The organism is Flavobacterium notoginsengisoli (assembly GCF_014207905.1).
GTDB classification, from domain to species: domain Bacteria; phylum Bacteroidota; class Bacteroidia; order Flavobacteriales; family Flavobacteriaceae; genus Flavobacterium; species Flavobacterium notoginsengisoli_A.
Genome location: NZ_JACHLB010000001.1, coordinates 801,003 through 824,308, shown reverse-complemented (window position 1 = coordinate 824,308; position 23,306 = coordinate 801,003). Strand labels below are relative to the sequence as shown.

The 23,306-nt window shown below is 33.7% G+C and carries 21 protein-coding genes; 19 read left to right on the top strand and 2 right to left on the bottom strand.

Annotated elements, in window-relative coordinates; translation table 11 throughout:
- The first annotated feature begins 149 nt into the window (after positions 1-149).
- A complete protein-coding gene (locus HNP35_RS03515; protein ID WP_184158418.1) occupies positions 150-1,262 on the top strand; it encodes a PepSY-associated TM helix domain-containing protein in 1,113 nt (370 codons plus the stop codon).
- A gap of 51 nt (positions 1,263-1,313) precedes the next feature.
- On the opposite strand, the gene HNP35_RS03510 is transcribed toward HNP35_RS03515, so the two are convergent.
- Both HNP35_RS03510 and HNP35_RS03505 read right to left on the bottom strand, forming a co-directional pair.
- Positions 1,314-1,661 (bottom strand): toxin-antitoxin system YwqK family antitoxin, encoded by a 348-nt coding sequence (locus tag HNP35_RS03510; RefSeq protein WP_184158420.1) that lies wholly within the window; start codon positions 1,659-1,661, stop codon positions 1,314-1,316.
- 211 nt (positions 1,662-1,872) lie between these two features.
- Positions 1,873-2,868 carry a TlpA family protein disulfide reductase gene (locus HNP35_RS03505; protein ID WP_184158422.1) on the bottom strand — a complete coding sequence of 332 codons (996 nt, stop codon included), beginning with the start codon at positions 2,866-2,868 and terminating at the stop codon, positions 1,873-1,875.
- 157 nt (positions 2,869-3,025) lie between these two features.
- Between HNP35_RS03505 and aspS the strand changes: the two genes are divergently transcribed.
- The 18 genes from aspS to HNP35_RS03415 all read left to right on the top strand — a co-directional run bounded on the left by aspS (position 3,026) and on the right by HNP35_RS03415 (position 23,270).
- The gene (aspS, locus tag HNP35_RS03500; RefSeq protein ID WP_184158424.1) at positions 3,026-4,777 is read left to right on the top strand and encodes an aspartate--tRNA ligase; all 1,752 of its coding nucleotides are present in this window, start codon (positions 3,026-3,028) and stop codon (positions 4,775-4,777) included.
- A gap of 307 nt (positions 4,778-5,084) precedes the next feature.
- Entirely contained in the window at positions 5,085-5,279 is a 195-nt protein-coding gene (locus HNP35_RS03495) for a cold-shock protein (RefSeq protein ID WP_007137066.1), read from the top strand.
- Between the two features lie 242 nt (positions 5,280-5,521).
- Positions 5,522-5,887: an NADH-quinone oxidoreductase subunit A gene (locus HNP35_RS03490; protein WP_155101580.1), complete on the top strand. Its 366-nt coding sequence runs from the start codon at positions 5,522-5,524 to the stop codon at positions 5,885-5,887.
- A gap of 158 nt (positions 5,888-6,045) precedes the next feature.
- Complete coding sequence (locus tag HNP35_RS03485; RefSeq protein ID WP_184158426.1) at positions 6,046-6,594, top strand: NADH-quinone oxidoreductase subunit B; 549 nt, start codon at positions 6,046-6,048, stop codon at positions 6,592-6,594.
- 1 nt (position 6,595) lies between these two features.
- Positions 6,596-7,117 (top strand): NADH-quinone oxidoreductase subunit C, encoded by a 522-nt coding sequence (locus tag HNP35_RS03480; protein ID WP_184158427.1) that lies wholly within the window; start codon positions 6,596-6,598, stop codon positions 7,115-7,117.
- 21 nt (positions 7,118-7,138) lie between these two features.
- Entirely contained in the window at positions 7,139-8,377 is a 1,239-nt protein-coding gene (locus tag HNP35_RS03475; protein ID WP_184158429.1) for an NADH-quinone oxidoreductase subunit D, read from the top strand.
- Between the two features lie 199 nt (positions 8,378-8,576).
- Positions 8,577-9,107, top strand: a complete 531-nt coding sequence (locus tag HNP35_RS03470; RefSeq protein ID WP_057115709.1) for a complex I 24 kDa subunit family protein — start codon at positions 8,577-8,579, stop codon at positions 9,105-9,107.
- 1 nt (position 9,108) lies between these two features.
- Entirely contained in the window at positions 9,109-10,479 is a 1,371-nt protein-coding gene (gene nuoF, locus HNP35_RS03465; RefSeq protein ID WP_184158431.1) for an NADH-quinone oxidoreductase subunit NuoF, read from the top strand.
- 171 nt (positions 10,480-10,650) lie between these two features.
- Positions 10,651-11,679, top strand: a complete 1,029-nt coding sequence (locus HNP35_RS03460) for a 2Fe-2S iron-sulfur cluster-binding protein (RefSeq protein WP_184158433.1) — start codon at positions 10,651-10,653, stop codon at positions 11,677-11,679.
- 3 nt (positions 11,680-11,682) lie between these two features.
- Complete coding sequence (gene nuoH, locus HNP35_RS03455; RefSeq protein WP_184158435.1) at positions 11,683-12,735, top strand: NADH-quinone oxidoreductase subunit NuoH; 1,053 nt, start codon at positions 11,683-11,685, stop codon at positions 12,733-12,735.
- Between the two features lie 83 nt (positions 12,736-12,818).
- A complete protein-coding gene (locus HNP35_RS03450) occupies positions 12,819-13,364 on the top strand; it encodes a NuoI/complex I 23 kDa subunit family protein (protein WP_184158437.1) in 546 nt (181 codons plus the stop codon).
- Positions 13,365-13,904, top strand: coding sequence for an NADH-quinone oxidoreductase subunit J family protein (locus HNP35_RS03445; protein WP_091490517.1), 540 nt, complete (start codon positions 13,365-13,367; stop codon positions 13,902-13,904).
- Positions 13,904-14,224: an NADH-quinone oxidoreductase subunit NuoK gene (gene nuoK / locus HNP35_RS03440; RefSeq protein ID WP_008466103.1), complete on the top strand. Its 321-nt coding sequence runs from the start codon at positions 13,904-13,906 to the stop codon at positions 14,222-14,224. The genes HNP35_RS03445 and nuoK overlap by 1 nt, the downstream gene beginning before the upstream one ends.
- Before the next feature lie 6 nt (positions 14,225-14,230).
- Complete coding sequence (gene nuoL / locus HNP35_RS03435) at positions 14,231-16,114, top strand: NADH-quinone oxidoreductase subunit L (protein ID WP_184158440.1); 1,884 nt, start codon at positions 14,231-14,233, stop codon at positions 16,112-16,114.
- 10 nt (positions 16,115-16,124) lie between these two features.
- Positions 16,125-17,564: a complex I subunit 4 family protein gene (locus HNP35_RS03430; protein ID WP_184158442.1), complete on the top strand. Its 1,440-nt coding sequence runs from the start codon at positions 16,125-16,127 to the stop codon at positions 17,562-17,564.
- A 67-nt stretch (positions 17,565-17,631) separates the two neighbouring features.
- The gene (locus tag HNP35_RS03425) at positions 17,632-19,023 is read left to right on the top strand and encodes an NADH-quinone oxidoreductase subunit N (RefSeq protein WP_184158444.1); all 1,392 of its coding nucleotides are present in this window, start codon (positions 17,632-17,634) and stop codon (positions 19,021-19,023) included.
- A gap of 157 nt (positions 19,024-19,180) precedes the next feature.
- Positions 19,181-19,951, top strand: a complete 771-nt coding sequence (locus HNP35_RS03420) for a Bax inhibitor-1/YccA family protein (RefSeq protein ID WP_184158446.1) — start codon at positions 19,181-19,183, stop codon at positions 19,949-19,951.
- 466 nt (positions 19,952-20,417) lie between these two features.
- Entirely contained in the window at positions 20,418-23,270 is a 2,853-nt protein-coding gene (locus HNP35_RS03415; RefSeq protein ID WP_184158447.1) for a T9SS type A sorting domain-containing protein, read from the top strand.
- The last annotated feature ends 36 nt before the right edge of the window (positions 23,271-23,306 follow it).

Sequence of the window (23,306 nt, the reverse complement as noted above, 5' to 3'; positions counted from 1 at the left end):
AGCCACCAAGTTTTTATTTAATAATTCTTTGCGACTTAGCGTCTTTGCGAGATTTTTCTTTTTCAAACGCTTACACTTACAAACAAAATACTTTAGAATTATTTGTCCCGTTTAGATTTTGCGTATACTTTTACGCTTTTAATCAAAAAATGGGATTCAAAACGCAAATACGATTTTTACATAAATGGCTCGGATTAATTTCTGGGCTTATTGTTTTTATCATAAGTGTTACTGGATGTATTTTCTGTTTTCATGACGAAATAAAAGATATTACACGAAAAGAATGGCGTTTGGTTGAACCTCAAAACAAACCTTTTATTCTACCATCAGATTTAGCAGAAAAAGCAAAAGAAATTCTTCCCAAGAATAAAGTCAGTATGATTTCCTATTATGGAAAAAATCGCTCGGCAATTGTTTACACTTATTCAGATACTGAAAATTTATATCTCTATTTTAATCCTTATACGGGTCAGTATTTAAAGACAGAAAATCCAGAAACAGATTTTTTTATTATTGTCGAATATATTCATTTGTATTTGCTGCTTCCTGATTATATAGGAAAACATATTATCGGCGGCGCAACCATAATTTTTATTCTTTTATTGATTTCTGGAATTATTCAATGGTGGCCTAAAAAAAGATCTGATCTAAAAAGAAGTCTTACTGTAAAATGGTCTGCCAAATGGCGCCGTGTCAATTATGATTGGCACAATACTTCAGGATTCTACATTTCTATTATTGCTTTAATTTTAGCCATAACAGGACTTACTTTTACATACGAATGGGTTGGTGATGGAATTTATAAAACTTTCAATTTTGGTGGAGACAAAGTCGCTGAAACAAAACTCCCTGTTATTGACACAACACAATTCAAAACCAATTCAATTACAGCAATTGATCGTGCTTATATTCAGACTCAAAAATTGAAGCCAAATGCTGAAATGATGTTTGTATTAATTCCGCAACAGAAAGGAGATATTATCAGTACAGGAACTTATCCGCATACATTGCGTTACGACCATCAAAGCAATTATTATTTTCATCCTAGCAATGGAAAACTCATTGACAAACAGCCTTTCGAAAATAAAACTCTTGGTCTACAGGTTGTAGAAATGAATTACGGAATTCATACAGGACAAGTACTCGATTTGCCTGGAAAAATTATTGCTTTTATAGTGAGCTTATTTGCTGCAGCGCTTCCGGTGACAGGATTTATAATTTGGTACGGAAGAAGTTTTAAAAGCAGAAAATCTAAAGCATAAAAAAACCGTCCTGAAAAGAACGGTTTAATTTATCTAAGAAATCTTTCTTAATTAGTTTCTGTTGGCAACAGCGTTTTTTTGTATATTCTTAACTGAACTCACTTTACTGTCAGCGTAAGCTACTTCGGTAAGATTTTTTTCATTGAAAAACATCCATTTTCCAGTTTTTAATCCCTCGGTATATTCACCTTCTACAGTTTTATTTCCCCTTTCATCATAAGATACCCAAACACCGTCCAATTTTCCATCTTTAAAAAAGCCTTCCTGCTGTATTCTTCCATTGTCATAATAATAAGTAGCTTTTACTTTATTACCAACAGCTTCTAACTCAGGTTTACCTTCTTGTGCTGTTAGAATTCCAGAGAATAAAACAGCCGCTAAAATCACACACTTTTTCATATCGTAGGTATTTAAATGTTATCAAATCGTTATCAAATATAGTTAATAGTTTACATTAAAAAAACTTTTGCTTAACAATTTGGTAACATTGAGTGAAAACTTAACATTGGAAAAGTGTCTAAAAAGAAAAAACCAGCGCTAAAGCACTGGTTTTACTGGTATTTTATAAAAAAAGACGTTTTACGATAACGTTATAAATTTCGTAAATAATTTAGTTCAATAAGGCGCTAAGCTCTTTATCAAGCTCAGGATCAGATGGTCTTGGTGCATCCGACTTCACAATATTTCCTTTCGGATCAATTAAAATAAATCTCGGAATTCCAGTTACTCCGTAGTTTACAACAAACTCAGATTCCCAATCTTTATCAGCAAAAAGCTGCGTTCCGCCAAGGTGCTTATCTGTCACAAATTTTTTCCATTTTTCGTTATCTTTCAGCTTATCGATAGAAATACTTACGAATTCAATATTTTTTCCGTGGTATTTCTCTTCAATCTTTTGCAAGTAAGGAATCTCAGCTCTACAAGGTGCACACCAAGTTGCCCAAAGATCTATGTAAACATACTTCCCTTTCAAGTCAGCAAGTTTTGTTTTTCCACCTTTAAAATTCTCATAATCAAAACCTGGAGAAGGTTTTCCGATCATTTTATTTGCTTTTGCAGCTCTTTCGTACTCTTCAGACGCATATTGGTGAAAACTTTCAAAACTACGTTTTAAAGCAGTTTTAAATTCAGCATCTAAATCACCTTTTTCAAGATTTTCGGTATCTTTCTTTAATTTAGTATCTAATAAAGTAGTAAACTCTCCCGCTTCTTTTTTGAAAGCATCATTCTGAAAAGTTTCATCTTTTAAAGCTTGCTGTGCCAAAAAGTTACTTTCATTAACACCTTTACCTTTATATACAATTGTTTCATCAAATTCTTTGGCATTCATCGTTAGATTCAATTCAGAATTTGGTTTTAAATAAAGGTTTGAGGATTCTTTTCCGTCAGAAAACATGTAAAATCCTTTTGGCGCATCAAAAGTGGCAGCAAAAACTCCTTTTTTATCAATTGGAATTACCTGTTTAAAATTATCTTTTCCTCTTATTATTAAAGTATCACTGTTTCTATTTTCGATTTTAGCAGTGAATTTAATCGAATTATTGCTTTGTCCTATAACATTCAAAGCATTAAAAATTACCAAACCAGCAACAAAAAGTTTCTTCATGGATATTATTATTTGTTTTTTAGAGAATCAAAACTAAAAAATTAAAGCTTCGGAATTTCACAATTAACAATTTATTTGAAATTATTATGCATCAACTTATCACTTTACTATATTATATTGAATTTTGTATTTACTTTTGCAATCTAAAATTTAGATCATGTATAGAAGTCATAATTGCGGCGAACTAAATGCCTCAAATATTAATACGGAAGTTACACTAGCGGGATGGGTACAAAAATCGCGCGATAAAGGATTTATGAACTGGGTTGACTTACGTGACCGTTACGGAATTACACAGCTTATTTTTGACGAAAGCCGTACCGATAAAACTGTTTTTGAATTGGCAAAAACTCTTGGAAGAGAATTTGTTATTCAAGTAAAAGGAACTGTTATTGAGCGTGAAGCTAAAAACAAAAACATTCCGACTGGCGAAATCGAAATTTTAGTTTCAGAATTGACGATTTTAAATACTGCCCTTACTCCTCCATTTACAATTGAAGATGAAACTGACGGTGGTGAAGATATCAGAATGAAATATCGTTATTTGGATATCAGAAGAAATCCAGTTAAAAATAGCCTATTATTCCGTCACAAAGTGGCAATGGAAGTTCGTAAATATCTTTCTGATTTAGATTTCTGCGAAGTTGAAACACCTTACTTAATCAAATCAACTCCGGAAGGTGCAAGAGATTTTGTTGTGCCAAGCCGTATGAACGAAGGTCAGTTTTATGCATTACCACAATCTCCACAAACTTTCAAACAATTATTGATGGTTGGTGGAATGGATAAATATTTCCAAATTGTGAAATGTTTCCGTGACGAAGATTTACGTGCAGACCGTCAGCCAGAGTTTACTCAGATTGACTGCGAAATGGCATTTGTAGAACAAGAAGACATTTTGAATGTTTTTGAAGGTTTGACGAGACATCTATTAAAAGAAATTAAAGGCATTGAAGTAGATAAATTCCCAAGAATTACCTACGATTATGCAATGAAAACATACGGAAATGACAAACCAGACATTCGTTTCGGAATGAAGTTTGGTGAGTTAAACGAATTTGCACAGCACAAAGAATTTCCAGTATTTAATTCAGCAGAATTAGTTGTCGGAATTGCAGTTCCAGGAGCAGGAAATTATACTCGTAAAGAAATCGATGGATTAATTGACTGGGTAAAACGTCCACAAGTTGGAGCGTCTGGAATGGTTTACGTAAAATGTAATGAAGACGGAACATATAAATCATCTGTAGATAAATTCTACGATCAAGATGATTTGGCAAACTGGGCAAAAGCAACAGAAGCAAATCCTGGAGACATGATTTTTGTACTTTCTGGTCCTGCAAACAAAACAAGAGCGCAACTTTCTGCTTTACGTATGGAATTAGCAACTCGTTTAGGATTGCGTAAACCTGAAGAATTTGCGCCATTATGGGTTGTAGATTTCCCATTATTAGAACTTGACGAAGAAAGCGGACGTTACCATGCTATGCACCACCCATTTACGTCTCCAAAACCAGAAGATATGGCTTTGTTAGAAACAGAACCAGGAAAAGTTCGTGCCAATGCTTACGATATGGTTTTGAACGGAAATGAAATTGGTGGAGGTTCTATCCGTATTCACGATAAAGCGACACAACAATTAATGTTCAAATATTTAGGATTTACTGAAGAAGAAGCAAAAGCCCAATTCGGATTCTTAATGGATGCTTTCCAATTTGGTGCACCACCACACGGAGGTTTAGCATTTGGTTTGGATAGATTAGTTGCAATTTTAGGAGGTCAGGAAACGATTAGAGATTTTATTGCTTTCCCAAAAAATAATTCTGGACGAGATGTAATGATCGATGCTCCAGCAGCAATTGATGATGCTCAATTGAAAGAATTACACATTAAAATTGATGCTATTTAAACAATTTTATAAAACTTAAAATACTCCAAAAGCGATTGAAGAATTTCAATCGCTTTTTTGCTTAAAAAACATAAAAATATTCCTAAAATCGACTTTTTTTTAAATATTAAATTCCTACAGATTATTATTTTGGATATTCTTACAATTAACGATTCTCAAATTATGGTATTTCATATAAAATTTGATGCAATAAACCACGTAAAAACACTGTAAATCAATAATTTTTACAAAAAATTAACACGTACATGTCTTTTGTATGAATTTATATGTTACATTTGTTTTATTATAAATTATTATTACAATTACAATGCGTACAGGTACAGTAAAATTTTTCAATGAGTCTAAAGGTTATGGATTCATTACAGACGAAGAAACAGGAAAGGACATCTTCGTTCACGCTTCAGGAATTAACGCGGAAGAATTACGCGAAGGTGACCGTGTAAGCTATGAAGAAGAAGAAGGAAGAAAAGGGAAAGTTGCTGCTAAAGTAGCAGTGATCTAAGAAAAATATAGCAATTTATTTTTTTTGCCTCTGAATGGTCTCAAAAGACGTCCCGAAGTATCGGGACGTTTTTTTTTGGACAATTCTTAAAAAAATACTAAAATACCATCATCTTATTTATAATCAATAAAAATTAGGCATAAACGCTGTTTCGCACCCTACTTAAAACCCTTTTTAGCTTGTGTTTTACAGACTTCCAAGTTATCTTTGTGGCTCATTTTTTAAGTATAAAACCGAAGTTTATGCAATCTGATCAATACAGTTACATTCCTATTTTAATGCAGTTTATTCTAGCTGTTGGTTTTGTGGTAGGAACAATCATTATTTCTGGAAAACTAGGCCCAAAAAGAACCTCTGAAGTAAAAGATAAAAACTTCGAATGTGGTATCGAATCTGTTGGTAATGCTCGTATTCCTTTTTCTGTAAAATATTTCCTTGTTGCCATTTTGTTCGTATTGTTCGACGTAGAGGTAATTTTCCTTTATCCTTGGGCGATAAACTTCAAAGACTTAGGAATTGAAGGAATGTTAAAAATGATAGTTTTCATGGCTTTACTTTTGGTTGGTTTCTTTTACATCATCAAAAAGAAAGCTTTAGAGTGGGAATAATTAGAGATTTTAGATTTTAGATTTCTGATTTTAGATTTAACCGATTTAGAATTAAAATTTAAAATTTAATCCTCAACAAAAAATTGATTTAAAAAATTGATTTTACTTTTTATGTTTTGAAAAAAATCTAAAATCTAAAATCAGAAATCTAAAATAAAATGAGCGATTCAAAAGTAAATATGGTTGCACCGCCAGAAGGAGTTACTGGTGAAGGTTTCTTCGCTACAAAACTTAGTGATGTTGTTGGTTTAGCAAGAGCTAACTCATTATGGCCGCTTCCTTTCGCGACTTCATGCTGTGGTATCGAATTCATGGCAACAATGGCATCTCATTACGATTTAGCTCGATTTGGTTCTGAGCGTGTAAGTTTCTCTCCTAGACAAGCAGATATGTTATTAGTTATGGGAACTATTTCTAAAAAAATGGCACCTATCTTAAGACAAGTTTACGAGCAAATGGCTGAACCTCGTTGGGTAATTGCAGTTGGAGCTTGTGCTTCTTCAGGAGGAATTTTCGATACTTATTCTGTTCTTCAAGGAATTGACAAAGTTATCCCTGTTGACGTATATGTGCCAGGATGTCCACCAAGACCAGAACAAATTGTAGATGGCGTTATGAGACTTCAAGATTTAGTAAAAAGTGAATCTGTAAGAAGAAGAAGCTCACCAGAATATCAAGAATTATTAGCTTCATATAATATCTCATAAGATGGCTTTAGAAAACACCCTGATCCAAGATAAACTTACTGAAACATTCAATAACGATGTTTTTAACTTTCAGCAAGAAAGAGATATTTTTTCTTTAGAAGCTTCGGCTGATAAAATTACACCGTTAATTCTATTCCTTAAAAACGATCCAGAATTAAAATTTCATTTCTTAACTGACTTATGTGGTATTCATTACCCGGACAATGAAAGTGAGCGTCAGTTTGCAGTTGTTTATCACTTACACAACTGGTACGAAAACAAAAGATTGAAGATTAAAGTTTTTCTAAACGGAGAAAAACCTGAAATCAAATCGGTTTCAAATATATTCTTGAGTTCAAACTGGATGGAAAGAGAAACTTTCGATTTTTTTGGAATTGACTTTATCGGACATCCTCAATTGAAACGTATTTTAAATATGGATGAAATGCAGTCTCATCCAATGAGAAAAGAATTCCCAATGGAAGACAGCGGAAGAACCGACAAAGATGACAGATTCTTCGGAAGAACAACAACAAATTGCTAAAAAATAATTCAACATTATAAAATGTCAGAACTATTATTACCACCAGAGCATCGTTATGCTAAAATAATTAAGGAAAGACTTAACGAAGACGGAAGCGAGCTTTCTGTTCTGAATTTAGGTCCAACTCACCCTGCGACTCACGGTATTTTTCAAAATATCCTTTTAATGGATGGTGAAAAAATTCTTGAGGCTGAACCGACTATTGGTTACATCCACAGAGCTTTCGAAAAAATTGCCGAGAATCGTCCTTTTTATCAAATTACACCTCTTACAGACCGTATGAACTATTGTTCTTCTCCTATTAATAATATGGGATGGTGGATGACAGTAGAAAAACTATTAGGTGTTGAAGTTCCTAAAAGAGCACAATATTTAAGAGTTATTGTTATGGAGTTGGCTCGTATTACCGACCACATTATCTGTAACGGTATTTTGGGTGTAGATACTGGTGCGTATACTGGTTTCTTATACGTTTTTCAATTTAGAGAAAAAATCTACGAAATCTACGAAGAAATTTGCGGAGCTCGTTTGACTACAAATATGGGAAGAATTGGTGGTTTTGAAAGAGACTGGTCTCCAGAAGTTTTCAAAAAACTAGACACTTTCCTTGAAGAATTCCCCCCAGTATGGCAGGAATTCCAAAACTTATTCGAGAGAAATAGAATTTTCCTTGATAGAACTGTTAACGTAGGTGGAATTACTGCTGAAAAAGCAATGGCTTACGGATTTACAGGTCCAAACTTACGTGCTGCCGGAGTTGATTACGATGTACGTGTAGCACAACCTTATTCATCTTACGAAGATTTTGATTTTATCGTTCCTGTTGGAAAATCAGGAGATACTTACGATCGTTTCTGTGTTCGTAATGCTGAAGTTTGGGAAAGTTTAAGCATTATTCGTCAGGCATTAGAAAAAATGCCTCCAGGAAACGAATATCACGCTGAAGTTCCAGATTACTATCTTCCTCCAAAAGAAGATGTTTATACTTCTATGGAATCTTTAATTTATCACTTTAAGATCGTAATGGGAGAAGTTCCTGTACCAGTTGCAGAAATCTATCACCCTGTAGAAGGAGGAAATGGAGAAATCGGTTTCTATTTAGTTACAGACGGAAGTAGAACTCCATATAGATTACATTTCAGAAGACCATGCTTTATTTATTATCAAGCATTCCCAGAAATGATTAAAGGTGCCATGCTTTCTGATGCAATTATCATTCTTTCAAGTTTGAACGTAATTGCAGGAGAATTAGATGCCTAAAAAATTTTAGATTGAAGATTTTAGATTTTAGATTGCTTTGCAGATTTTAAAATTAAGATTGAAAATCTAAACTAATTATAGAATTGAAGAATTGAAGAATTCAGATCGAAAGATCTAAAACTTATAAAGATTGCAGAATATGGATTATGGACAAAGATTGAAAAAATCTAAAATCTAAAATCTAAAATCTAAAATAAAAATGGAACGTAAACATTACAAACAAGAAATAAATATGACTGAGGCATTGATGAACCGCATCAATGAATTAATCAGTCATTATCCTGAAGGCAAACAAAAATCGGCTTTATTGCCTGTTTTACACGAAGTTCAGGATGCACATAACAACTGGCTTAGTATTGAACTGCAAGATAAAGTTGCCGAAATTCTTCAGATAAAACCAATTGAGGTTTATGAAGTGGTTACTTTCTATACCATGTTCAACCAAAAACCAATTGGTAAGTATATGTTTGAGTTCTGCCAGACTTCTTGCTGCTGTTTAAGAGGTGCCGAAGATTTAATGGATTATACTTCTGAAAAATTAGGCATTAAAATGGGCGAAACTACTCCAGACGGAATGTTTACCATTGCTGGCGTAGAATGTTTAGGTGCTTGCGGATATGCTCCGATGATGCAGTTGGGAGATTTCTACAAAGAGAAATTGACAGAAGAAAAAATCGATCAGATCATTGCTGATTGTAGAGATGATAAAATAATATTACACGATAAATAAGATGTCACAAAAAATATTATTAGATAAAATCAATGTTCCTGGAATTAAAACCTACGAAGTTTATCGCCAAAATGGTGGTTATGCTTCTGTAGAAAAAGCTTTAAAAACATTAACTCCAGACGAAGTAACTGAGGAAGTAAAAAAATCAGGATTACGTGGTCGTGGTGGTGCAGGTTTCCCTGCCGGAATGAAATGGAGCTTTATTGATAAAAAATCAGGAAGACCAAGACACTTAGTGTGTAACGCCGACGAATCGGAGCCTGGAACATTCAAAGATAGATTTTTGATGGAATACATTCCTCACTTATTGATCGAAGGAATGATTACTTCTAGTTACGCTTTGGGTGCTAACTTATCATATATCTACATTCGTGGCGAATATATGTGGGTTTTCAAAATTTTAGAAAGAGCAATCGCCGAAGCAAAAGCTGCCGGATGGTTAGGAAAAAATATATTAGGAACAGGTTATGATTTGGAACTTCACGTTCACTGTGGAGCTGGAGCTTATATCTGTGGAGAAGAAACAGCATTAATCGAATCTTTAGAAGGAAAAAGAGGAAATCCTCGTATTAAACCACCTTTCCCAGCGGTTTCTGGTCTTTGGGCAAACCCAACTGTAGTAAACAATGTTGAAACAATTGCGACTGTGCCTTGGATTGTAAACAATTCTGGTGACGATTATGCTAAAATTGGTATTGGACGTTCTACTGGAACTAAATTAATTTCTGCTTCAGGGCACATCAAAAATCCTGGTGTTTACGAAATTGAATTAGGTTTAAGTGTTGACGAATTCATGAATTCTGATGAATATTTAGGAGGAATGTCTTCAAGCCGTCCATTAAAAGCATTTGTACCAGGAGGTTCTTCTGTGCCAATTTTACCAGCTGAATTAATTTTCAAAACGGCAAACGGTGAAGATCGTTTAATGACTTACGAATCTTTAAGTGATGGTGGTTTTGCCACTGGATCTATGTTAGGTTCTGGAGGATTTATTGTTTATAACGACACTGCTTGTGTGGTAAGAAACACTTGGAACTTTGCTCGTTTTTACCACCACGAATCTTGCGGACAATGTACACCTTGCCGTGAAGGAACTGGATGGTTAGAAAAAATCTTATGGAGAATCGAAAACGGTCAAGGCCGTGAAGAAGATATCGAATTATTGTGGAGTATTCAAAGTAAAATTGAAGGAAACACAATTTGTCCTTTAGGAGACGCAGCTTCTTGGCCAGTAGCAGCTGCAATTCGTCACTTTAGAGATGAGTTCGAATATCATGTTCGTTTCCCAGAAAAAATCAAAAATAGAGATCACTTTGTCGCTGAACCTTTTTCACAAGTGAAACATTTAGTTGGCGGTAAAGCAATCGTATAAAAATAAAAAGCAGAAAGTTATAAAGTTCATAATGTTAAAAAGGACAGCAATTCTTTTCAATATTCCGACTTTCAACAAAAAAGTTTAAAATAGTTTAAAGTTTCAAGTTTTTTTAGTTTCAAGTGAAAACGTGAAACCTGAAACCTGAAACTAAAAAAACAAAATAAAGAGATGAAAGTAACCATAGACGGTCAAAGTATAGACGTAGAGCCAGGAACAACGATCCTGCAGGCTGCACGTATGATTGGTGGAGATTTGGTACCGCCAGCCATGTGCTATTACTCAAAATTAAAAGGCAGCGGCGGAAAATGCCGTTGTTGTTTAGTTGAAGTTTCTAAAGGTAGTGAAGCTGATCCAAGACCAATGCCAAAATTGATGGCATCTTGTGTAACAGGATGTATGGACGGAATGGAAGTAAACAGTAAATCTTCTGCCAGAGTTACCGAAGCACGTAAATCTGTAACAGAGTTTTTATTGATCAACCACCCATTAGACTGTCCAATTTGTGACCAAGCGGGAGAATGTGATCTTCAAAATTTAAGTTTTGAACACGGAAATCCAAAATCACGTTATATTGAAGAGAAAAGAACATTTGAACCAGAAAATATTGGTCCAAATATTCAACTGCATATGAACCGTTGTATTTTATGCCAGAGATGTGTACAAGTTGCAGATCAATTGACAGACAACAGAGTTCACGGAGTATTAGATCGTGGAGATCACGCTAATATTTCTACTGGAATTTCTAAAGCTATCGACAATGAGTTCTCTGGAAACATGATTGATGTTTGTCCGGTTGGAGCTTTAACAGATAAAACTTTCCGATTTAAATCAAGAGTTTGGTTTAACAAACCTTACAACGCACACAGAGAATGTACTACTCCAGGATGCTGCGGTAAAACTACCGTTTGGATGTTTGGTGGAGAAATTCAGCGTGTAACTGGTCGTAAAGACGAGTACCATGAAGTAGAAGAATTCATCTGCAACAGCTGTCGTTTTGATCACAAAGATGTGAATGATTGGGTTATTGAAGGTCCAAGAGAATTTGAAAAAGATTCTGTTATCAACCAAAATAACTACACTCAAAAATTAGAGAAAGTTGAAATCGATACAGAGAAAAATATCCTTTTAGGTAGAGATGTAGACCGTAAAAAAATTAGTATGGCATCAATTCCATTAAATACAAACGATAAAAAATAAGAAATGGAAAGTGCATTTATTATAGAAAAAAGTGTTGTTATTGTTGTCGTTTTTGCGGTTACAATGGTTATGGCAATGTATTCTACTTGGGCAGAACGTAAAGTTGCAGCTTTCTTGCAAGACCGTGTTGGACCAAACCGTGCTGGATGGGGAGGTTTATTACAGCCTCTTGCAGACGGTATGAAATTATTCTCTAAAGAAGAATTTGAACCTAATACTCCAAATAGAATTTTATTTTTCGTAGGTCCTGCAATTGCAATGAGTACAGCTTTAATGACTAGTGCTGTAATTCCGTGGGGAGATCGTTTGCATCTTTTTGGAAAAGACATTATACTTCAGGCAACTGATGTAAATATTGCTTTATTATACATTTTTGGAGTTCTTTCTGTTGGAGTTTATGGTATCATGATTGGTGGATGGGCTTCTAACAATAAATTCTCATTAATGGGAGCTATTCGTGCAGCATCTCAAATGGTTTCGTATGAAGTTGCTATGGGATTATCGATGATTGCTTTATTAATGATGACTGGAACAATGAGCTTGAAAGAAATCTCATTACAGCAACAAGGAATGAACTGGAATGTTTTCTATCAGCCATTATCATTTTTAATTTTCTTAATCTGTTCTTTTGCTGAAACGAATAGAACACCTTTCGACTTAGCAGAATGTGAAAACGAATTAATTGGAGGTTACCACACTGAATATTCATCAATGAAAATGGGATTCTATCTATTTGCTGAATATGCAAGTATGTTTATCTCTTCTACTATTATTTCTGTTTTATTCTTTGGTGGATATAACTACCCTGGAATGGAATGGATGGTAGAAAATGTTGGCGTAAATACAGCTAACTTATTAGGAATTGGAGTTCTATTTGCAAAAATTTGCTTCTTCATATTCTTCTATATGTGGGTACGTTGGACGATTCCAAGATTTAGATATGACCAATTAATGCACTTAGGCTGGAGAATTTTAATTCCGCTTTCAATTGTAAATATCATGATTACCGGTATTGTAATATTAAGACACGATATTGCAGCTTTCTTAGGGTTCTAAGACCGTAATTATTCACAAATAAAAAACAAAATAGATTTGAATTTGAATAATCAAATTTTGAATCATAAACTATAATAGTAAAAATGTCAATAGAAACTATATCATTATCGGGTAGAAAAAAGGTGGTGTCAAATAAGGACATGTCTTTTGTTGAGCGATTGTATCTTGTGGCGATTGTAAAAGGTTTATTTATTACTGTAAAACACCTTTTTAGAAAAAAAGTTACCATTCATTATCCTGAGCAGGTTCGTGAAATGAGTCCAGTTTACCGTGGTCAGCACATGTTGAAACGTGATGAACAAGGTCGTGAAAACTGTACTGCTTGTGGATTATGTGCTTTATCGTGCCCTGCAGAAGCGATCACTATGAAAGCTGCTGAACGTAAAGCTGATGAAAAACACTTATATAGAGAGGAGAAATACGCTGAGATCTATGAAATCAACATGCTTCGTTGTATTTTCTGTGGTTTATGTGAAGAAGCTTGTCCAAAAGATGCTATTTACTTAACTACTTCTAAAGTATTAGTTCCTGCTAGTTACGAAAGAGAAGATTTCATTTTCGGGAAAGATAAATTAGTGATGCCTTTAGAAATGGCTATGAAAAACGCTCAACTTAAAAACGCTAACTAAATGATACATATTCCTGATTTTGCACACGCGACAACCGTTCAAGTTATCTTTTGCTTTTTAGCGTTTATTACTGTTATTACCGCTTTCTTGACTATTTTTAGTAGAAACCCAATTCACTCAGCTATTTACTTGGTGATTTGTTTCTTCTCGATTGCTGGTCATTATTTATTATTAAACTCTCAGTTTTTAGCTGTTGTACATATAATAGTCTACTCTGGTGCTATTATGATTCTGTTCCTGTTTACGATAATGTTAATGAACTTGAACGAACAGCGAGAAGTTCACCGCCCTAGAATTACACGTTTAGGAGCTATTGTGTCTTTCTGTTTAATCTTGATTGTTTTGATTACAATCTTCATTAACTCTAAACCAATTGTTGGAGAATATGATTCTACAGGAGAAGATTTCCAATCTATTAAAGTTTTAGGTAAAATTTTATTAGATGAATATATGGTTCCGTTCGAATTTGCTTCTGTTTTACTTTTAGTTGCTATGATTGGAACAGTTCTATTGTCTAAAAAAGAAAAATTAAATAAATAATGGGTAATATATTAAATCAAATAGGTATTGAAAACTACATCTTTTTAAGTGTTGTACTTTTCTGTATTGGTATTTTTGGTGTATTGTACAGACGAAATGCTATTATCGTTTTCATGTCTATCGAAATTATGTTGAATGCGGTAAACCTTTTATTTGTTGCTTTTTCAACTTATCATCAAGATGCGCAAGGACAAGTTTTTGTGTTTTTCTCGATGGCGGTTGCTGCAGCCGAAGTTGCGGTAGGATTGGCCATTTTAGTTTCTATCTTTAGAAATATCGGATCAATTAGTATCGATAATTTAAAAAATTTAAAAGGATAATCAGAAATGGATACCAATTTAGCGTTAATTTTAGTTTTAACTCCTTTACTAGGATTTCTAGTAAATGTCTTTTTTGGAAAAAGCTTAGGAAAAACAGTTTCTGGTGCAATCGGAACTATTGCCGTAGCGATTTCTTTTGTAGTTTCTCTTTTACTTTTTAATCAAATAACTTCAACTGGAAAAGGAATTGAAGTTACTTTATTTGATTGGATTCAAATTAGCAACTTAAAAATCAATCTTGGATTTTTATTAGATCAATTATCTGTTCTTTGGCTACTTTTTGTAACTGGAATTGGATCTTTGATTCACTTATACTCTATCAGTTACATGCATGATGATGAAAACATGCACAAATTCTTCTCTTACCTGAATTTGTTCGTTTTCTTTATGATTACACTTGTAATTGGAAGCAACTTATTAGTTCTTTTCATCGGATGGGAAGGTGTTGGACTTTGTTCTTACCTATTAATTGGATTCTGGCATAAAAACCAGGATTACAATGATGCTGCGAAGAAAGCTTTCATTATGAACAGAATTGGAGATTTAGGTTTATTAATCGGAATGTTTATCATTGGTTCAATGTTTTCAACATTAGATTATGCAACGTTAAAAACTGCAATTGCTGGAGCTTCTAACTTAAATTTACCATTACTTTCTTTAGCTGCTTTATGTTTGTTCATTGGAGCTTGTGGTAAATCTGCTCAAATTCCGTTATACACTTGGTTACCTGATGCGATGGCTGGACCAACTCCAGTTTCTGCATTAATCCACGCAGCTACGATGGTTACTGCTGGTATCTTTATGGTAACAAGATTAAACTTTGTTTTTGACCTTGCAACAGATGTACAATCTGTAATCGCAATTATTGGAGCAATCACTTCATTAGTTGCTGCTACAATTGGATTAGTTCAAAACGATATCAAAAAAGTATTGGCTTATTCTACAGTTTCACAATTAGGTTTAATGTTTTTAGCATTAGGATTTGGAGCTTATGAAGTAGCTGTCTTTCACGTAATAACTCACGCTTTCTTTAAAGCTTGTTTATTCTTAGGATCAGGATCTGTTATCCACGGATTACACGGAGAGCAAGATATGCGTAACATGGGAGGATTGCGTAAAGCGATGCCAATCACGTTCTGGACTATGTTGATTTCTTCATTAGCAATCTCAGGAGTTCCATTTTTCTCAGGATTCTTTTCTAAAGATGAAATTTTATTGACTGCTTTCCACCACAGTATCCCATTATATGTTGTTGGATCTGTTGCTTCAATCATGACAGCTTTTTATATGTTTCGTTTAATGTTCTTAACTTTCTTCAAAGAATTTAGAGGAACTGAAGAGCAAAAACACCATTTACACGAAAGTGGTTCATTAATTACTATTCCACTTATCATTTTAGCTATTTTAGCAACTTTTGGCGGATTAATTAGTTTACCTGGAAACAGCTGGTTAAATGAATACCTTGCTCCTCTTTTCACAAAAGTAGCTGGCGAAGAACACCATTTAGGCACAACTGAATACACTTTAATGGGTGTTGCAGTTCTAGGTGGATTATTAGGAATTTTAATTGCTTACGTAAAATACTTTAAACAAGATAATGTTCCAGAAGCTGATGAAAACATTACTGGTTTAAGCAAAGTGTTATACAACAAATATTATGTAGACGAAGTTTACGATGCTGTATTTGTAGCACCAGTTAACAGCTTATCTAAATTCTTTAGAGATTATATCGAAACAGGATTATCTGCTCTTGTATTTGGATTAGGCAAAATAGCAAACGAAATTGCTTTCCAAGGAAAAAAATTACAAACCGGAAGTATAGGATTATATCTATTTGTTTTTGTTTTAGGACTTTGTGCAATTGTTTCCTATATATTTTTAGCTCAATAATATTATTACTATGAACGTTTCTACTATATTAATTATACTTTTAATTGGTGCATTTGCCACTTATTTTTCTGGTGACAAACTAGCTTCAAAAGTTGCTTTACTTTTTAGTTTAGCGGCTTTAGGATGTTCAATTGTATTATTGAATAACTATTCAGCTGGCGAAAATATCAGCGTAATCAACAGCTGGATTACACAGCCAAAAATTTCTTTCGCTTTAAACGCAGACGGACTTGGACTTGCTATGGTTTTACTTACTGCAGCTTTAACTCCGATTATCATTTTTTCTTCTTTCGGAAATGAATACAAAAATGCCAAAGCTTTTTACGGACTAATCTTGTTTATGGCTTTTGCTATGACAGGAACTTTCTTAGCTGCTGATGGTTTATTATATTACATTTTCTGGGAGTTAGCGCTTATTCCAATTTACTTTATCGCTTTAATCTGGGGTAATGGCGATGCTGAAGAACGCAGAAAAGCTGTGGTTAAATTCTTTATTTACACACTTGCTGGTTCGTTATTCATGTTAACTGCCTTTATTTATTTATATACAAAAGCAGATTCTTTCTTAATTGAAGATTTATACAAATTAGATTTATCGGCTTGCGAACAATTATGGATTTTCTTGGCTTTCTTTTTAGCTTACGCTATTAAAATTCCAATTATTCCTTTCCATACTTGGCAGGCAAATGTGTACCAAAAAGCCCCAACGGTTGGAACAATGCTTTTATCTGGTATCATGCTGAAAATGGGATTATACAGTGTACTTCGTTGGCAGTTGCCAATTGCACCACTTGCTGCAAAAGAATACATGAATATCTTTATTGCTTTAGGAATTGCTGGAGTTATCTACGGATCAATTGTGGCATTGAGACAAAAAGATCTTAAAAAATTATTAGCATATTCTTCTCTTGCGCACGTTGGATTAATCGCTGCAGGTTCTTATACTTTAACTCTTGATGGTTTAAGAGGTGCTGTTATGCAAATGATTGCTCACGGTTTTGTTGTAGTGGGATTATTCTTTGCTGCTGAAGTAATTTTTAGAAGATTTGAAACTAGAGAAATTGATGCATTGGGAGGAATTCGTACTCAATCTCCAAAATTCACTTCGATGTTTTTAATCTTAGTTTTGGCTTCTGTTGCTTTACCAAGTACATTTAACTTTGTTGGAGAATTCACCGTATTATACAGTTTATCTCATGTAAACATCTGGTTTGCAATTCTAGGTGGAACTACTATTATTTTAGGAGCTTACTATATGCTGAGAATGTTCCAGCATGTAATGTTAGGCGAAACAAATTCGAAAACTTTTGCAGATGTTTCTCTTAACGAAGGAATTTCATTTGTGGTAATTATCGCTGTTTTATTGTTCTTTGGATTCTATCCAAAACCAATTACAGATTTGATTACACCAAGCTTGGAAAACATTTTACAAGTTATCAATAAGAACTAATATTTTAAACAAAAAATAAATTAGGGTTACATTCTTAAAATTGCAATCCTAACTCAAAAAGACAAAAATGAATACATTAATAGCTATAACAGGATTGGGTATTTTCTGCCTATTGTTTGAAATTCTTAATTTAAGAAAGGCAATCATTCCTATTACCATTTTGGGTTTAATAGGTGTATTGGCAATTAATTTCTGTGAATTTGGAACAGAACAAAGTTATTACAACAATATGATAGCAGTATCAAAGTTTTCTACAGCTTTTTCATCATTGTTTATCGTTTTGACAATCTTTCTTGTAGCATTAAGCCATAATTTTTATCAAAATCATCAAACAAAAATTTCAGATTACGTTGCTATTAAAGTCTTTTTACTTGCGGGAGCTGTAGCTATGGTTTCTTTCGGAAATTTAGCTATGTTCTTTTTAGGAATCGAAATTTTATCTATTGCTCTATATGTTTTAGCGGCAAGTGATCGTTTGAATATCAAAAGTAACGAGGCGGGAATGAAATATTTCTTAATGGGATCTTTTGCTTCTGGAATTATCTTATTCGGAATCTGTTTGATTTACGGAGCGATGGGAACTTTTGATATTAGTGAAATTCACGAAAGTGCTTTATCAGCAGAATTACCAATCTGGTTTCCTATTGGATTGATTTTAATGATTATCGGAATGTTATTTAAAGTTGCGGCAGTCCCTTTCCACTTCTGGGCTCCAGACGTTTATGAAGGTTCTCCTGCTCTAACAACAGCTTTAATGAGCACATTAGCAAAAGTTGTAGCTATTGCAACTCTTTTTAAGCTGATTTCTGGTATGAATGTAATTTCTTCTCTAGAAAATCAAGATCTTTTACACACGTTCGAAGTAATTGTTGTTATTATTTCGATAGCTTCAATGTGTGTTGGTAATATTATGGCATTAAGACAAGTAAATGTAAAACGTATGCTTGCTTTCTCTGGAATTTCTCATGCAGGTTTCATGTTAATGACATTATTAACGGTTTCTGCTTCAGCTGGCGTTCTTTTATATTACACAACAGCCTATGCATTGTCTGGAATTGCTGCTTTTAGTGTTATTTTGTATGTATGTAGAGATCAAGAAAATGAAGACATTACAAACTTCCACGGATTAGGAAAAACAAATCCATTGTTGGCTGCAATTCTTACAGCATCTTTATTGTCAATGGCAGGAATTCCAATTTTCTCTGGATTCTTTGCTAAATTATTTTTATTCAATCAAACGATTCAGGCAGGATATATTGGCTTAGTGATTGTAGCAGTAATCAACTCTATTATTAGTGTTGGCTATTACTTCAAATTAATTATCGCAATGTATTCTAAAGAACCAAATCAGGAAAGAACAGGAAAACCATTCCTTATTTATGCCGCGGCAGTAATTTCTATCGCATTAAACATTGCTTTAGGTTTATTCCCTTCATTGGTTTTAGATTTATTACAATAAAATAAAGACATATACTTATATATGAAAATCCATCAAATCAAGTTTGATGGATTTTTTTATGGCAAATAAGGAAGAGAAATTCATGTTAAAAAATTCTATCAAACAATTGCACTTCAAAAAAACTCCATATATTTGAGTTCAATTAAATGTAAAGATTATGAACTTTAATTCAAAAAATCCATTCTTAAACAGTAAGCGTTTTTCATCTAATGCTGAACCAAGAACCGAAGTACACCAAGCTCAGATCATTGATTACAATCAAGAAATGACGGTATCAGGAACAATTAACAAAACAGCTATTTTATTTCTAATTTTATGTGGTGCGGCTATGGTAACATGGTGGATGGCATTCAATGAAATAAATCCGATGTTACCAACTATTGGAGGCGCTATTATAGCTTTTATTCTTGTAATTATCTCTGCATTTAAACCTCAAGCTTCTCCTTATTTAGCTCCTGGATATGCCTTATTTGAAGGACTATTTATCGGAGGAATTTCTGCCATATTTGAATTAAAATTTCCAGGAATTGTAATTAATGCAGTTGGAGCAACTTTGGTTACTTTTTTAGTTTGCCTTGGATTATATAAATTCAAGGTTGTAAAAGTTACTGAACAATTTAAATCTGTTGTGGTAGCAGCAACATTGGCAATTGCAACTTATTATTTATTTTCATGGCTAGCTTCATTGATCTTCAATTTTCAGCCTATTCACTATGGAAATTCTACTATAAGTATTGGTATTAGCGTTTTTGTAATTGTAATTGCTGCTCTTAACTTATTCTTAGATTTTGATTTAATTGAAAAAGGAGCAAGAGAAAAAATGCCAAAATTCATGGAATGGTATGGGGCAATGGGGCTAATGATTACATTAGTTTGGTTGTATATCGAATTCCTTAGACTTCTACTAAAACTGTCAAGTAAAGATTAACAATCTACTTTATAAATAAAAAAAGCCTTTTTGAATAAATCGAAAAGGCTTTTTTTATTGCTTAATTCTAAATTTTGGATTGCTACAATATTTATTTTTTTCAGAATATTCTTTTTTAAAAAACACAAAAAGAATACATTTCCTACAAAAATTAAAATGTAATTTATGTAATTAAAAAATATTGTCATTTTGACAAAATAGACTTAAACATTTAATCGAATTATCAAAAGCCAACGAGTATAAGGATTTTTAAAACATTTTAATTATGTAATAAATTACAATTAGTGCAATTAATTACATTTTAATCAAATTAAAAGCTTTTTAAATAAATTATTCTCTAAAAATTTAGATTAAAATTATAATAATAAAAATTATTATATAATTTTGTGTAATCGATTACAATTAAACCACTTGTAATTGAAAGTAAAGCCACTTACTTATTATTAACTATCTTAAACAAACACTTATGAAAAAAAACCTACTTTTCGTAGCGGTCTTTCTCATGACCGTACAATTATGGGCACAAACCATTCAAATCAATGAAGCATCTGGTTGGCTCGAAACGGCATTTGTAAAATGGCAACCTGTGAGCGGAGCACAAACTTACAATGTTTATTATACTGGTAACGGATTTACCGACAAGAAAATAGACGATCAGCTTATTAGAAGTTATGGCTCGTATTTGCGTGCAGACATTCCTGGCCTTAAAGCAGGATCTTACACTGTGAAGGTAAAACCAGTTGTAAATGGAACAGAAGGCACAGGTGCTACAACAGGAACTTTAACCGTTTCTGCCCATGACAGAAACGGATTTGCTTTTGAAGGCGGACGTGTTCCTGGCGGATATAAATTAGACGGAACTCCAAAGGACAATGCCGTTATACTTTACATTACTCAAAACACCAAAAACACCATTTCTATGAATATTACTGGTGCAAGTTCAAATCCTTGTATCGGTCTGCAAAATATTCTTTATGCAATCAAAAAGGGAAAAGATACACGTCCTTTTATTATTCGTTTAATTGGAAATATAACCGATATGACCGTTATGGAAGGTGGCGATGTTGTTATTGAAAATTCAAACAATGCTTCAAGTTATGTTACTTTTGAAGGAATTGGAAATGATGCTGTAGCAAACGGTTGGGGAGTACGTCTAAAATCTGCTTCAAATATTGAAGTGAGCAACATAGGATTTATGAATTGTGATAGTACTGCTGGAGACAATGTAGGAATGCAGCAAGATAATGATCATATTTGGGTTCATAATTGTGACCTTTTCTACGGAAACGCTGGAAGCGATGCTGATCAGATAAAAGGTGATGGCGCTTTAGACAATAAAACTTCAACTTACATTACATTATCTTATAATCATTTTTGGGATAATGGTAAAGCAAGTTTATTAGGCTTAAGTGAAGGAACAACTTCTGGATTATATATTACGTATCATCACAACTGGTTTGATCATTCCGATTCTCGCCATCCACGTGTTCGTTATTATTCAGCACATATTTACAATAATTATTATGATGGTGTTGCCAAATACGGAGCAGGATCTACAATGGGCTCTTCTCTTTTTGTCGAAGGGAATTATTTTAGAAATAGTAAACATCCGATGCTAACATCGCTTCAAGGTTCTGATATTTGGGACGAAAGCAATCAAGTGAATAACGCCGGAACAATGGGAACTTTTTCTGGTGAAGCTGGAGGAAGCATCAAAGCATTCAATAATACTTTTGACGCTTCAAACGGAACAAATAATATGCGATTTGTAGCTTATAATGATCCGAATCCTTTATACAATATCTCGGGAAAAATTAGTTCTACAACAGATTTCGATGCTTATGTTGCCACAACAAGAGGAGAAACTGTAAGCAATACTGTAAAATCTAAATCTGGCGCAAACACTTATAACAATTTTGATACTGACGCTACATTATATGTAAAAAATTTAGTAATCGATCAGCCTGCTACAGCTAAAACCAAAACCATGCAATATGCTGGGCGAGTTTCTGGTGGAGATTTACAATGGACTTTCAATAACGCAACTGATGATACTTCTTCACTGGTTATTACAGCACTAAAATCGGCACTTACCAATTATACAGGAACTTTAGTTGCCGTACAAGGAGAAGGAAATCCTCCAGCCGGAACTCAAACATTAACTTTAACTTCTTCTTCAAACAATAATCAAACAGTTGTAAGTGGCACTGCAATTAGTTCAATCGTGTTTACATGGGGAGGAGATGCAACAGATGCAACTGTAACAGGATTACCCGCTTCAGGATTGACTTTTGTAAAAAATACTACCGCAAAAACTATAACTATTTCAGGTACGCCTACAGCAACCGTTTCTTATTCTGTTGCCACTTCTGGAACTAGTGGTTCCCCTGCCACTGGTTCAGGAACTGTGACGGTTACCGCGGCAGGTAATCAGACTTTAACTTCTACAGGAAATAATAATCAGAACGTTTCTTCTGGAACTGCAATTGCATCAATTGTATTTACTTGGGGCGGAAATGCAACTGACGCAACTGTAACAGGATTACCAGCTTCTGGATTAACTGTTGTAAAGAATTCAGCTTCTAAAACAGTAACAATTTCGGGTACTCCAACAGCAAATGTTTCTTATTCTATTACAACTTCAGGAACTGCAGGTTCTCCAGCAACAGCTTCAGGAACTATAACAGTAACAACTGGTTCTGGCGGAGGAAATGAAATTCATAATTTTACAACTTCTGGCAAAACGAGTAGCTTCTACTCTATCACTGGGAATATGAATTCTACTCCAGGATCTGTAACTTATAATGGATTGACGTTAACCGAACGCTTAAAAATTGAATCAAGTACAACAATCACGTATACAACAACAAGTTCATCGACGCTAACTTTAGTTTTCGATTCTAATTTTACAGGAACTATAAAAGTCGATAACGTCTCTTACACTGCTTCAGCTGGCATCGTTACCGCATCTATTGCAGCTGGATCTCACACTATAACTAAAGGTTCTGTTGCTAATCTATTTTATATCAGCACAGCTTACAGCGGAGGAACAACATTAAAAGTTGCTCCAGTAACCGATTCTGTAGTGATTGAAAACACTAAAATAGTATTGTATCCAAATCCTTTTTCAGATATTTTGTATCTCTCAGACGCCAATCAAAAAGTAGAAAAAGTACTTATTTACAACATTTCTGGAAACTTAGTAATGACTTCTGGAAAATCTGAAAGCATTGATACGAGCAGTTTAATTTCTGGAACTTACTTAGCCAAAATTTACACAGCAGACGGAACAATTAATCAAACACTTATTAAAAAATAAAACTAACTTAACTAAAAAAGGCTTCCAAAATTGGAA

Excerpts from the sequence above, each read along its gene's own strand:
- HNP35_RS03515 (WP_184158418.1), top strand. The coding sequence starts at position 150 with ATGGGATTCAAAACGCAAATACGATTTTTACATAAATGGCTCGGATTA.
- HNP35_RS03510 (WP_184158420.1), bottom strand. The coding sequence starts at position 1,661 with ATGAAAAAGTGTGTGATTTTAGCGGCTGTTTTATTCTCTGGAATTCTA.
- HNP35_RS03505 (WP_184158422.1), bottom strand. The coding sequence starts at position 2,868 with ATGAAGAAACTTTTTGTTGCTGGTTTGGTAATTTTTAATGCTTTGAAT.
- aspS (WP_184158424.1), top strand. The coding sequence starts at position 3,026 with ATGTATAGAAGTCATAATTGCGGCGAACTAAATGCCTCAAATATTAAT.
- HNP35_RS03495 (WP_007137066.1), top strand. The coding sequence starts at position 5,085 with ATGCGTACAGGTACAGTAAAATTTTTCAATGAGTCTAAAGGTTATGGA.
- HNP35_RS03490 (WP_155101580.1), top strand. The coding sequence starts at position 5,522 with ATGCAATCTGATCAATACAGTTACATTCCTATTTTAATGCAGTTTATT.
- HNP35_RS03485 (WP_184158426.1), top strand. The coding sequence starts at position 6,046 with ATGAGCGATTCAAAAGTAAATATGGTTGCACCGCCAGAAGGAGTTACT.
- HNP35_RS03480 (WP_184158427.1), top strand. The coding sequence starts at position 6,596 with ATGGCTTTAGAAAACACCCTGATCCAAGATAAACTTACTGAAACATTC.
- HNP35_RS03475 (WP_184158429.1), top strand. The coding sequence starts at position 7,139 with ATGTCAGAACTATTATTACCACCAGAGCATCGTTATGCTAAAATAATT.
- HNP35_RS03470 (WP_057115709.1), top strand. The coding sequence starts at position 8,577 with ATGGAACGTAAACATTACAAACAAGAAATAAATATGACTGAGGCATTG.
- nuoF (WP_184158431.1), top strand. The coding sequence starts at position 9,109 with ATGTCACAAAAAATATTATTAGATAAAATCAATGTTCCTGGAATTAAA.
- HNP35_RS03460 (WP_184158433.1), top strand. The coding sequence starts at position 10,651 with ATGAAAGTAACCATAGACGGTCAAAGTATAGACGTAGAGCCAGGAACA.
- nuoH (WP_184158435.1), top strand. The coding sequence starts at position 11,683 with ATGGAAAGTGCATTTATTATAGAAAAAAGTGTTGTTATTGTTGTCGTT.
- HNP35_RS03450 (WP_184158437.1), top strand. The coding sequence starts at position 12,819 with ATGTCAATAGAAACTATATCATTATCGGGTAGAAAAAAGGTGGTGTCA.
- HNP35_RS03445 (WP_091490517.1), top strand. The coding sequence starts at position 13,365 with ATGATACATATTCCTGATTTTGCACACGCGACAACCGTTCAAGTTATC.
- nuoK (WP_008466103.1), top strand. The coding sequence starts at position 13,904 with ATGGGTAATATATTAAATCAAATAGGTATTGAAAACTACATCTTTTTA.
- nuoL (WP_184158440.1), top strand. The coding sequence starts at position 14,231 with ATGGATACCAATTTAGCGTTAATTTTAGTTTTAACTCCTTTACTAGGA.
- HNP35_RS03430 (WP_184158442.1), top strand. The coding sequence starts at position 16,125 with ATGAACGTTTCTACTATATTAATTATACTTTTAATTGGTGCATTTGCC.
- HNP35_RS03425 (WP_184158444.1), top strand. The coding sequence starts at position 17,632 with ATGAATACATTAATAGCTATAACAGGATTGGGTATTTTCTGCCTATTG.
- HNP35_RS03420 (WP_184158446.1), top strand. The coding sequence starts at position 19,181 with ATGAACTTTAATTCAAAAAATCCATTCTTAAACAGTAAGCGTTTTTCA.
- HNP35_RS03415 (WP_184158447.1), top strand. The coding sequence starts at position 20,418 with ATGAAAAAAAACCTACTTTTCGTAGCGGTCTTTCTCATGACCGTACAA.